We start from the raw sequence: 12,953 nt of genomic DNA on the forward strand, positions 1-12,953 counted from the left end.
TTAGCTTTCAGACAGAGGAATTTCTAATATTAACTTAATAAATTACAGATTATGGAATCAACATTACAGATTATGCCAGTACAAAGAACTAGTAGAAACTTTGGTGAATATGCAGAAGAAGCGGTAATAATTGAAGAGCCAATTATTAAGCAGAAACGCCCGTTATTTATTGAAGCCAATACGATTGAAGCCAGTTTGGAACATCTAAGGAATGATTGCATTATCCCTGTATTTGCCAAGGATAACGAAGCTACATTATCTCATGTGGCTTTCATTGAAGCGGTACAGGATGCAACCAATACATTCTTTAGCGGTGAACAAATTGAATCGCCAGATATTCGTGTAAGCCATGTTATTAAGGGTCGCATTCCCGAAGCAATACATAAGCCAGCCAATCAGTTACTAGAGAGTGACAAGACTATCTACTACGAAAGATGTGCTTTTATTATTCAGATTCCTACGATTTACGAAACGGTGAACGGAAATAAGCTAATTCTTACTATTGGTGGTGTTCGTGCTTATAATCATACCAATTTGTATAGCAAGAAGGGAGCAGAGAGGGTAAAAACTTTTATAGGCTTTACCTGTAAAGTATGCACAAATCTATGTGTATCTACAGACGGTTATCTTAGTTGCTTGGAAGTTACCAATACAAGGGATTTATATCAAGCGGTATTGGAAATGTTCCACAAATACGATGCAGCCAAACACATACATTTGATGCAGTCTTTAGGCAATACCAGTATGACAGAGCATCAGTTCTGCCAACTACTTGGAAGAATGAGACTTTATCAGTCATTACCGCAAGGCTATCAGAAAGATATACCTAAAATGTTGCTTACTGATACACAGGTTAACAATGTGGCTAAGGCTTATATCAATGACGAGAACTTTGGTAGCTTGGGAAATGATTTGTCTATGTGGAAATTCTACAACTTGCTCACAGGTGCAAATAAGAGTAGCTATATAGATTCATTCTTGGATAGAGCCTATAATGCTACAGAACTTGCAACGGGTATATGTTCCGCTTTACACGGTGATGACAAATATCAGTGGTTTCTTAGTTAGTGGTATTACAGAGTACTTAAAAGGGGCATCCATATAATAAGGGTGTCCCTTGATTATTCATTACCTATTAATATTCAAAAGATTATGTTACAAGCGTTATTAGTCGTTATATCTTGGATTATCTTGTTACTTGTTATGTGTGCAATTTCACCTGTTGTATTCTTCTTGATGATTATTTGGACTATATACAAGATTATTACGATGAAGTAGTACATGAAGAACTAATAAGGGTATCTATATACTATATATAGGTACTCTTTCTCTATTATTAGCCAGTAGTATAACATTCACTTCTGTTATTAGTGAATGTTTAGCTAGTAATCAGCAAGTTAGATATTCCAACTCAAAATTAATATTCACTTTTATTAGTTTCACTATAAAACAGAACATTATGTCACTTAAATATTCAAGTACAACAGCAGATTATCTGCAATGGAGCGAAGCAATGAACCTAGTAAGAAAGTTGGCAAGGGATAGTAACTATAAGATGTCACTTCTTATCGCTTTGGGTTGCTTCACAGGTCTAAGAATTTCTGATATTCTTGCTTTGAGGTGGAATCAGATATTAGATGCAGAAGAATTTACCATTATAGAGATTAAGACAGGGAAGCAAAGGACAATTAGGATTAATATGCAGCTACAGCAACATATCAGAGATTGTTATGAGCATATAAATCCAGTTGGCATAAATGCTCCTGTATTGATAAGTCAGAAGGGGACAGTGTACACAGTTCAGAGAATCAATGTCATGCTGAAAGAGATTAAGAAGAAGTACAAGTTGCATATAGGCAATTTCAGTTGCCATTCTCTTAGAAAGACCTTTGGCAGACAGGTTTATAATATGAACAGTGATAATTCGGAGCTTGCACTTGTTAAGCTCATGGAGCTATTCAATCATTCCAGTGTATCAATTACTAAGAGATACTTGGGATTAAGGCAAGAGGAATTATTAAATACTTATGATTGTCTTAGCTTCTGATAATTGGGTTGGTATGAAAGTTCAGAATTTCTACTTATATGGGGATTTGGCAAGTTTCATACCAACCTTGAATTATTGAGTAGAGACAGCTCTCAACTTTTAATAAACAATAGTTCTTGCAAATATAAACATCTTTCGTAACTTTGTGGCAGTTTCAGCCTTTAGCGTTAAGGTTGACTTGTATTTATTACGAAAGGTGTTATTGATATTATCTTCTATTGACAAATTCTCGCAAAATTTGAAAGTAGTATGAAGATGATAGCAATAGCACCCATATCTGTTTGATTATGTTTCCCTCTATGGGACTTCATAGTTTTAAATAGGTGTGGGGTTGCTGTTGCTTTATCCATACTACAGGCAATGCGAGAAGCCAGTCAATAGGATGAAGTTAATAGTTCCCTGCACCTTCTTTATTTAATAATGCCTACCGTAGGGGAACAGGTTGGCAGAATTAAATTTATATCAATTATGAAAACTTTGAGATTAATTGGAACGACCTTGTTAATGGTTGTATTGTGTTTGAACTTTACCGCTTGTGGTGATGATGACGATGACGACCCGTCTAATCCATTGGTTGGAGTATGGCAGAACGATGATGAAGGTGAACATTTAAGGTGGACCTTCCGAAATGACGGAAGCGGAGAAGAGCATTTATTTTATGACGATGATAGCGAATCATACACGTATCAGTTTACTTACACTTATGATAGTAAATCCAGTACATTAATAATAAACTATGACGATGATGATACTGACAAATATACTATCAACATTAATGGCAATACAATGATTGCTGCCTATAATGATAATAAGGAAGGTATTATTGAAACCACTTTCAAGAAGAAGTAATAATTAAATAAAGGCAGCATTTGAAGTAACATTCACTTGCTGCCTTATTAATTACCTCCTTCTCTTCTTAACTAATTTATGCTTATCCTTCTTAGTTGAATTTGAGAATAGTTGTTCTAACATTTCCCTTGTAATAGGTAAGTATGTTACTTCTGTTAATCTAGTCTCTCTAATCTCTTGTGGTAAATAGTGAATTGTGTTATTCCTCTTTGGTGTTACTTGCATATTTGTGTAGCAATAAATAGGTTGGTAATTGAATCATCTGACAGTAAAGGTACTAAGAAGCAGAGGAAGAACATAATACATGGAGCGAAGTTTTAAAGATTGCAGGGCAGGTACACATATAAATAAAATTCTGCATTTGGGTATAATAAGAAACAGTGATTTAATTCTTGATATGAGGAATTATTATTAACTTTGCAGGGTAAGTTCAATGTTGACTAATTGTTGACTGATAACCTACAATGAGATTATTAATAGGTTGACATACTGTTATTTAATAGAATAAAAATTAGAGCCTCATAATCTGGAGGTCCTTGGTTCAAGCCCAAGATGGCCCACGAAAAACTCCTGTAAGTGAAATACTTACAGGAGTTTTTCTTTTATACGGTCAGAATAATGAGATTTACAAAATTAGGAACAGTGCTCCATATTGAAATAAGAATATCAATACTAAATGATTCCAAAGTGCTTCAAAGCCTTACACAAACCGTCATTCTCAACGGTATCAGTAACAAAATCGGCTGACGCCTTGACAGTCTCCGATGCATTTCCCATAGCTACCCCGATTCCGGCAGCTTTCAGCATAGGAATATCATTACCGCCATCACCGCAAGCCATTATTTCCGCCATCTCAATCCCATAATAATCGGCAAAAGCTGAAAGTCCGGTTGCCTTACTGATTCCTACAAGGTTCACATCAGCAAATAAGGGATGCCAGCGTGATAAGGAAAGGTTAGGCAGAAGCGGCATTACTTGCTGTTCCATTTCATCATCGATATAAAAACAAAGCTGGCAACACTCTTTTCTGTCAAATAGTTCTTCAATGTCTACAACGGCAGGGATGGGATGTTCCACGATTTTGGCTATCCGTTCGACAGTCGGAGTCAGCCGATTGACAAACACGCCTTCATCCAGTTCAATAGCAACTGCGAAATCAAAAGCCTTTGCTATTTCCATGGCTTTCTTAAAATCATCCTTTGGAATAAGGTATCTCCTTATCACAGTGCCATCCAGTAAGACACAGTCAGCTCCATTCAATGCAATAATTCCATCATACGGAACAGCAGCTATTTCATGAAGGTCACCCGCTGCTCTACCGGTAGCAATGACTATTCGAACCCCACGGTCATGAATCTCCTTAAGAGCTTCAACAGAAGATTGTAGTACTTTATGAGTTTCAAAACTCACCAATGTTCCATCTACATCGAGCATGATTGCTTTTATCATAACATCTATATTTTTTATTTACAGTCTATTACCCAGCGACAAAGTTACTGAAAAAAATCCCCATAGCAGGTATACCTCCAATACATAAAACAAAAAAGGCAAAAGGAAACGAGATCCTTTTGCCCTATACCTATTGATACCTACTGAAAAATGATAGTTAACGTTTAGCGGAAGTCCTTCAACTCTTCCTGCAATTTCTGACGGGTAAAGAATATGCGGCTTTTTACAGTACCTAACGGAAGATTCAACTTCTCTGCAATCTCACGGTACTTGAATCCTGAAACGTGCATAGCAAACGGAACTCTGTATTCTTTAGGCAGAGCATTGACTACGCGGTGCATTTCCTTTAAATCGTAAGCTCTTTCTGTACTTTCAAAACCTGACTCTTGTGGCAGATTCAGATGATAGAGGTTTTCAGTCTGATCGACAAATGTCTGATCGCGCACTACTTTGCGGTAATTATTAATAAAGATGTTCCGCATTATAGTATACATCCATCCTTTAAAATTTGTGTCGGGGGTATATTTGTCTTCGTTATCCAATGCTTTTAATGAGGTTTCCTGTAACAAATCGTTTGCTTCTTCACGATCGGTTGTCAGTTTGTATGCGAAGCGGAGTAATTCATCCTGTACTCCTATCAGATCTTTCCTGAAGCTTAAACTTTTCATATACGTTATTTTTAAATTGTGAGTATTCGTTGTTATAATTTTGATGTTGCAAGTTTACGGGTTTTCAACAAATGTGGCAGGTGAAGAACAGACATTGTTTAGGGGAAAATCTATCGGTTGATAGAATTTAGGTCATTTTTGATAGTATTCAGGTGGTTTTAATGGCCGGTATAGCAAAAATCCCATTTTGAAGTCACACCTGACTCAAAATGGGATAACACAAACAAAACAAACAATATTAGCGATTTTCACAAACAGCTGTCTTTTTATATTAAAAAATTCATAAGACTTAATTTAGAATATGTCGCTTAAACATTCTATTTATGGGAACAAAAGTATTACTTTCTGGTAAAAAGGAACGCATGATTTAAGAATAGTTATAAAGAATAATTGTTTTATGTATAAAAAATTGTGCCCAACTATAAAGAATTGTATTTCATAACTTAGTACAAAAGAGGCATAAATTAGTCTTTCGGTGATATTCTATAATATCACACATTCCAAAGTGATGTAAATTCTCCAACTTCTTTTTTCACATAAGAATTAATTTCTATATTTGGGCAATGTACAACCAAATACCAACTTATTATCTATGACTGATACTATTTCTTATCAATATGCAGCTCCTTCCACATTGCAACGGTCGGCCGAACAGGACGAACTGTTTCTTGCCAAATATAGCGAAATAGAAAAGAGAGAAGCCCCCTGTTTCTTTTGGGGAAAGCTGACGCAACCTTATATGACGGCACGTTGCCTCATTGCGTTATCCAATGTTGTGCAGTCCAGTTTCAACCTGACACCGGCACAACTTACAATGCTGAAAGATCCGATTGTAACGGCTGGAAATAACCGTTTACGCTTTGAAAGATTTTCTAATTGTGCAGGTGTATACGCCAGGGTCGATGTACTTCCTGATGGACACGACGGAGAATTCTTGGAAAACGGGACAACGAATGTAGATTTTAATCCCGGAATGATTTCCGCTTTAGGAGGAATAGGCAGACAAGAAAATGTAGTAATGTCGGTCGGCCCCAAAGAAGTGGGACTCTATAATAAAGGTGAGAAGGTGATAGAGCGAAAAGTACCTCTTCCCGTAAAATGGATAAAGGGACTGACTACGGTACAGATTTATCAATCCGTTGCCGAAAAGGTCTATTCCTTCAATCGCATACAAACCTTACAACTCTTCCAGACACTACCGAAAAGTAGTGTGAAATGTGACTATTATTTAGTAATGCGCGGTCAAAAACCGGCCTTTTCACCGGTGAAAAGTATGAATGCCATCTGCATCGGAGGACTCCACCGTTTGCGCTTACTCGAACCCTTGCTTCCGTTTGCTGATGAACTGAAAGTATTTGCACATCCTACTATGCAATCTACTATCTGGCAACTCTATTTCGGTCCGGTCCGCTTCAGCCTTTCTCTTTCCCGCGAATGTTGGAGAGGATTCTCCGGAGAAGGTGCCGCACTGGAATCTCTGCTCGAAGATGTACCTGAAAGATGGATAGAGGCGATGGATAAATACAGTTACGCCAACCAACAGTTCAACCCTACGCTTTTTGCCATAGAAGAGCATATTGACCTGGATAAGGTAGATTCTCTCTCGGCACGATTGGCAGCAATGGGTTTGCTGGGATTCGATTTGGATGAAAACAGTTTCTTCTACCGCCGCCTGCCTTTCAAAACCGAACGTATTTTGAGCCTCAACCCGCGAATGATAGCTGCAGAAAAGTTGCTGGAAGAAGACAAAGTAGAAATCATTGCGAATGATGGCAACCGGACGGAAGCCCGTGTTGCAGGAAGCGGAGGAGTGAGGCATACCGTCATTCTGGACAGGGAGAACGAAAAAGAACGTTGCACTTGCACTTGGTTCAGCAGTAATCAGGGAGAACGGGGAGCTTGCAAACATATTTTGGCAGTAAAGAAACTAGCGCAATGGAAGAACTAAAAAAAGAACTGGAGAAGTTATCCAAAGCCTATGTGGATACTCCGGAGAATGAAGAGAAAATATTAATCCCTTTTATCAAGAGATTATTGGAGTTGCCAATGAAGGACAGGCGGAAGTTGCTGCCGCTTATCCGGGAATTGCAATGGATAAAAGGCAGGTTCGCTGGTTTCAGCAGTGAGACAACCTGTAGTGCGGCACGGGCACATTTTCTATCGGCAGTACAGTTTGTATGTGCCAACAGACGGGAGATGGATATGGCATATCATGTGAAGTTTGATATGCTTTGCAAACTACTCCCGCTTTACAACCCTGCCTGGCTGACAGATTTTATCAACGATGACAAAACATGGTTCAATTTCGATCTCAATTACGAAGAACTGATGCAGCTCATGGATATGGGTTACCTCAAAGAAATCGCTCCAAGCCGCATTGCACATGTACTCCCCTGGATTACCCGCATCAGAAATAAGAATCCCAAAGGAGACGATACTTTCAACAGTGAACTACTACTCAAACGGGATATTACACTGAAAGAACACATCTGGACGCTTTTCGAACACGAATCAATCATCGGTTATCAGGATGATTGTGCCAAAAATGCTTATAAAAAAGGAATCACAACACGGGATGAAAGTATCAGCGCGGCCCTCTACCGCTTTTCACTGGACGGCCATCTGGATAGAGAACAGCTACTAAGAGCCACCCTCGCCACTTTTCACCGGAGCTTCAAAAAAGACATGGCAGGATGGTTTGCCAGATTCTTTGAAACGCTGCAACCGACCGCCGGAGAATTGTTATCCTTACAGGAAGAGATCATGCAAACATTCACTTCTTCCTACACCAAGCCGGTAAATATAATGTTGCAACAGTTGAAGAGCATTGCAGACGAAGAAGGATTCCGTTATCAGGAATTCATCGAACGGGCAACCATCCTTTTCTTCTCCAGTCCCAAAAACTCGCTATTAACCATTTACTCTATCTTTGAAAAGATCGTTACGCAACATTCCGAGATGAAAGAGCCTTGTTGTATCACTCTCTGCCAACTATTCTTGAAGAAGGACGAAAGCCTGCAAAAGAAAGCTGCCAACTTTATTTCAAAATATGGGGACGCCTCTTCGTCCAATCTCCAAGAAACACTACAGTCTTATCAACCGGAGATATTTCAAAGCGTGCAAGCGATACTCGCATCTTTCAAGCCACAGTCTATAGATTCACAGTCTACAGAACCACACCTTGCAGAAGAAGCAAATGCAACAGATACAAGTGTGACAAAAGACATTCTTCATACAGAAGGAGAGAATACAGAAAGAAATAGTACAGATGAAAATAGTACCGAAAACTCCCTCCTCTCCGAAGAGCCACCTCTGGAAGCCATCCGCATTTGCCGGGAAGACAACCGTATCCCATTCCCTACCAACAAAGAAGATTTCCTGTTTCAGCTTAGCCGTTTGTTCGACATGGAGGAGAACTGGGAGATAGAAACAACGATTGCCGCTATCATTGCTTTCCATCCCCAACTGGATAAAGAAGACCTCAACCGGATGGAACCTATTTTCCAACGGGCAGCCAATATTGTTGCCAATAGTTGGGAACCATACGAAGATCTCCTTGCCACTTTCCTGTTGGAATACCAACGCTTATGGGCACAGACAGACAACTCCAACACAGGAGTTTTGAGAAACATGTTCACCCGGCTGGAAGAGAAACTGAAAGGAATAGATAAAAACAGGGGAGCTTACGACGAACGTTCCTTCAAACGACTTGCTGGCTGGAAACCCGGTTACAGCAATGCAACCTGTTTCACACCTATCCAACAGTTATGGCTGAATGTGATCCGCCAAATAAAAGGAGGAAATTCATTGCCATTGCTTTCTACTCCCACCCATACCCCTGCATACCTACAAGCCACCGAACTGATACGCCGGCTTGCCGTATATCAGGAAGCAGGAAAGAAACCCTGTTCGTGGGATTTCCAACTGGCTATTGCCCGTTGTGCTCTGGAAGACAAAGAAGAAGCCATCGTCACCGCCCGGCAACTGTTGCAAGATGAGTACCTGCATCTCTGCCTGTTCTTATTGGACGAAAACACGCAACCCGAACCGCCTTACAACCATCCGACCGCCTGGGTAGCTGCCGGACTGGTAAAAGCACCGGAAACGGAATTTGCAGCATTCAAGTCTTTCTCCTGTAACACATTGCCACACAATCATCTGACAGGAGACTACGAGTGGAAAGAAGTGAAACCTAAAGAAAACTCATACGAAACGGACAGACGCCTGCTTCAACTTGATTCTCACAAATGGCACAAATATATCGAACGCAACAGCCATCAGCTATGGCAGGAACATCTGATTATTAACAGCAAATACAACATGGATGACTCCCGCTACATGGAACCTCTATTGTGTTGCTACCCTAACCGCCCGGAACCGTTGATAGCCCAGATTATCTCCAATTACATGGCTTTCGGCAGTCCGCAGGAAGACAGCAAACGCACCCTTGCCTGTGCCTTACGCATGTTGTTGTCTTTCCATTGCCCGCTCAAAGAAATGAGTCTACTCCTATTAAGCGGCTCGCTGCTTTTTGTAGACAAAACAGTCCGTTCCTATGCAGCGGAGTTATGGGTAGAAGGACTCTCCACAGGAAGAATAAACAACCACCGGGTAGGAGAAATCCTGGCCCGGCTTATCAACATGGAACTTGCTCCGTTAAAACGCTTCACCACACAAGTATACGAAAGCATGTACAAACGAAGCGCTTTCCACAACCGCCAACTGGAAGAACTGCTCACTGTATTTATCAGCGGATTGCCCGACAAACCCGTCACCGGACTCAAACAACTGCTCGAACTCTATCTGGAACTATTGACCATCAACCGCAGCAAAGTTACAAACGAACAACTCTTGCAACGCCTGCAAGAATGGGCAACGAACAGCAATTTGAAGAAAGTGACCACTTCACTCAACAAACTATAATTAATCCATGATTATGACCCTAGAAGAACGCCTCAACGAAATAGTAGAAAAGCAACAGGGTGATGCCATCATCCCCTTTCTGCAAGGACTCACACAGGAAGAACGAAAGAGCCTGGTACCCCGCCTGAACAAACTGGAAGAATACTACAGTAAATTCGTGCAACTTAACGAGAACACATACGGTACACGGGGGACTTCCGCACAGCATCGTATCATCAATCTTACCGCTCTCGTCATCTATTCGCTGAAAGAATTCCGTAAACACCAATGGGGAATCAACACCGAGCAACTGAATGAATTGATCCCGTGGTACGTTCCCTCCTGGCTCGACAGCTTCTTCAAAGAAGGTGAAGGCAAAGAATTCGGCGGTTTCTACGGAATGGATTACGAAGTCCTGATGGATTGGATAGAGCAGGGAATACTCACCGTGACACCTTCTCCACAAACCATTGCGGGTTATCTAGTGAATTATATGAATAATACTGATTTCCTGCAAAAACGCGAAATCACACTTAAAGAACATATTTGGTATCTCTTTGAATACGACTGCGGACAAAATTGGATGGATAACCGGAATGGCGGACAACCTTATTTTTCTTTCAGATACTTCGTAGACACGGACAACTAGACCGTATGCGTGTGCTAAAGGAATCTCTGCTCGCTGTCAACCGAAATATGAACAAGAATTTATGCGGCTGGTTTGCAGGCATGTTTACCGCACTTACTCCCAGCATAGAAGAACAACTCGCGTTACAACCGGAAATATTAGCCGTCCTGTCCGCCCCTCACAGCCGCCCTGTCAATATCATGCTCGGACTGCTGAAGGGCTTATGCAATCATCCGCAATTCCGGATCGAAGAGTTTCTGAATCAGACTTCCGTTCTTTTCGCTTCAGATGTGAAGGCAGTCCATCAAAACACATTGGCCGTACTTAATAAGCTGGCAAAAGAAAGAAAAGAATTTCGTGACGCCATCTGTTGTGTTGCCGCACAAGGATTAATGAGCCGGGAAGAATCCACTCAAAGCAAGATAGCCAAACTGATCCTGACGTATGGAGAGACGGAATCTGCCACATTAAGAGAAGCACTCGCCGTATATACGGAAACGATGTTGGCAAACACTAAAAAAGAGCTGAAGGCTTATCAGGAGAATAATGAGTCTGGCCATACTTCTGCCCATAATGAAGCAGCTCCCACCCACTCCGAGCAGCCCGACAACAATTCCGCCTCTTTCGTATATGAACCGATACTCCCCATTATCCGTGAGGACAACCGGATACAGGAAATTGCTTCCCCCGAAGACCTGCTATTTCTTGCCAGCCAAGTGCTGGATGGGAACGAGATCTATCACTTCGACCTGTTACTCGGCGCCTTAGTGCAATGGGACCATCAACAAGACACAAAACAAATCTCACAATGGACACCCATCCTTCAACGCGCTTACAAACTACTGATAAGCGGAGGAAGTTCACGAAACGGCCTATTAGACCAACTAATGGCAACTTTCCTCCTTGACTATGCAAAGCTACTGGTTAAACGCTTCCCTAAAGAAGCAAAAGAGCTAAGTGACTTGCATCAGAAAATGGTACAGAAAGACGAACTGCAGAAAGGTAAATGGAACTATCGTAATCTGCAGAAACTCACCATCCGTCAGAAAACGAACCAAAAAGAGAAATTCCCTGTTCACAAGCAGCTATTATGCCGGACACTAGATCTTTTGGAGAGTAAGGAGAAACCTTTACCCCTATTGTCCACTCCCACCCATATGCCTATGTTTATTGCCCCGGCAACCCTGATAGAAAGATTAAAACAATATCAGCAGGCAAACGCCGAGCCAGACGATATGGATATGCAAACGGCACTCTCGCGAATGGCACTGGATGATTCATCACAAGAGCTCCCTATCCTCCTTCAAGACTTAAAGGGAGAATACCAACGTTTACTTTCTTTCTTGTTGGGAGCAGAAAACGCACTCCCTCAAGCACCCTTCACCCATCCTTCCTGGTGGATGACAGCAGGACTAATCAAGTCGCCGGAAACAATCTACTCCGAATTCAAAGATTTCTCATACAATAAAGGTCCACGCGAGTTCCTGACTGGAAACTTTACGTGGAGAACTTATCTGCGTACTCACTCATATACCGATTACAACAAGCAAGTAGTAGAATGGACCTCCGCAACTCTTACTTTCGATATTCCGGAAAGCAAAAACTCTCATGTCGTCAATAAAGATGAATATAATGAGAGAATCAGTTACCATTCATACGATTCGCATCCGTTAGTGGTCGAAATGTATCCGCTGATAGAGCGCTTCGACGATATACAAAATGACTTGCCACGTTTAGCATGGTTAACTCCCAATATGCCGGAACCATTATTAGTATGGTGTATCCGCAGTGCCATTTACGATCCGATGTTAAATGAGGTTAGGGAAATAGGCATCACCAAAGCCACCATCGAAGCACTTCATCAGTTAAGACACACCTGGCATGAGGCGTCTTACATACTGGAAGCCAGTTGTATGTTGGTAGCAGATAAGACTTCCCGTTCTTATGCCGCCGAAATCTGGATAGACCGTGTCGGCAAAGGATGCATAGACAGTAAGCGCATAGGTAAAATCTTAGGTTCACATCAACATACCGGCTGGGGACCGCTGAAAAGACTCACCGACCTGATACAGCAACAAATGATGAATGTCAGTCCCCTGCACAACCGGGAATTGGAGAATCTAATCGTAGCAATGCTGGCCGGACTTCCGGAGAAGCCGATCAAAGATTTAAAGAAGTTGTTGGAGATCTATGCGGAACTGTTATCAATCAACCACAGCAAAGCCAAAGACGAACAGGTTTTGCACCTGTTGGATGTTTGGAAAGGGGGCGCTAATCTGAAGAAAGCAGTGGCTAATATCCAACATTAAGAAGATTGTTGCAACTACTTAATCTCTTACTTTGTGCCACCGTATTGGCACGGCTGTGCCATCGAAGTGGCAAAGTTGTGCCAACGTAGAGGCATAACTGT

General features: G+C 41.3%; 7 protein-coding genes and 1 pseudogene. 6 read left to right on the forward strand and 2 right to left on the reverse strand.

The features are described 5' to 3' along the window. Positions 1–51: 51 nt before the first annotated feature. The 3 genes from DXA05_RS19625 to DXA05_RS19640 all read left to right on the forward strand — a co-directional run bounded on the left by DXA05_RS19625 (position 52) and on the right by DXA05_RS19640 (position 2,896). On the forward strand, positions 52–1,068 hold the full coding sequence (locus tag DXA05_RS19625; RefSeq protein ID WP_128859529.1) for a DUF3871 family protein: 1,017 nt from the start codon (positions 52–54) through the stop codon (positions 1,066–1,068). A 391-nt stretch (positions 1,069–1,459) separates the two neighbouring features. Further along, positions 1,460–2,047 carry a tyrosine-type recombinase/integrase gene (locus tag DXA05_RS19630; protein WP_005679026.1) on the forward strand — a complete coding sequence of 196 codons (588 nt, stop codon included), beginning with the start codon at positions 1,460–1,462 and terminating at the stop codon, positions 2,045–2,047. Between the two features lie 468 nt (positions 2,048–2,515). Next, complete coding sequence (locus DXA05_RS19640) at positions 2,516–2,896, forward strand: DUF5640 domain-containing protein (protein WP_128859536.1); 381 nt, start codon at positions 2,516–2,518, stop codon at positions 2,894–2,896. Positions 2,897–3,568: 672 nt separating this feature from the next. Here the strand turns inward: DXA05_RS19640 and DXA05_RS19645 are convergent. Together DXA05_RS19645 and DXA05_RS19650 are read right to left on the reverse strand one after the other, a co-directional pair. Further along, a complete protein-coding gene (locus DXA05_RS19645) occupies positions 3,569–4,345 on the reverse strand; it encodes a Cof-type HAD-IIB family hydrolase (protein ID WP_120144421.1) in 777 nt (258 codons plus the stop codon). Positions 4,346–4,509: 164 nt separating this feature from the next. Continuing rightward, positions 4,510–5,013: an RNA polymerase sigma factor gene (locus tag DXA05_RS19650; RefSeq protein ID WP_004296608.1), complete on the reverse strand. Its 504-nt coding sequence runs from the start codon at positions 5,011–5,013 to the stop codon at positions 4,510–4,512. Positions 5,014–5,605: 592 nt separating this feature from the next. Between DXA05_RS19650 and DXA05_RS19655 the strand changes: the two genes are divergently transcribed. The 3 genes and pseudogenes from DXA05_RS19655 (at position 5,606) to DXA05_RS19665 (ending at position 12,852) form a co-directional block, all read left to right on the forward strand. After that, the gene (locus tag DXA05_RS19655; RefSeq protein WP_128859530.1) at positions 5,606–6,961 is read left to right on the forward strand and encodes an SWIM zinc finger family protein; all 1,356 of its coding nucleotides are present in this window, start codon (positions 5,606–5,608) and stop codon (positions 6,959–6,961) included. Then, positions 6,949–9,936 (forward strand): DUF6493 family protein, encoded by a 2,988-nt coding sequence (locus DXA05_RS19660; protein WP_128859531.1) that lies wholly within the window; start codon positions 6,949–6,951, stop codon positions 9,934–9,936. Before DXA05_RS19655 ends, DXA05_RS19660 begins: the two co-directional genes overlap by 13 nt. Before the next feature lie 13 nt (positions 9,937–9,949). Then, positions 9,950–12,852, forward strand: a pseudogene (locus DXA05_RS19665) (DUF6493 family protein). Positions 12,853–12,953 lie beyond the last annotated feature (101 nt).

It is taken from the genome of Bacteroides sp. AM54-2NS, from assembly GCF_003602935.1.
GTDB classification, from domain to species: domain Bacteria; phylum Bacteroidota; class Bacteroidia; order Bacteroidales; family Bacteroidaceae; genus Bacteroides; species Bacteroides xylanisolvens.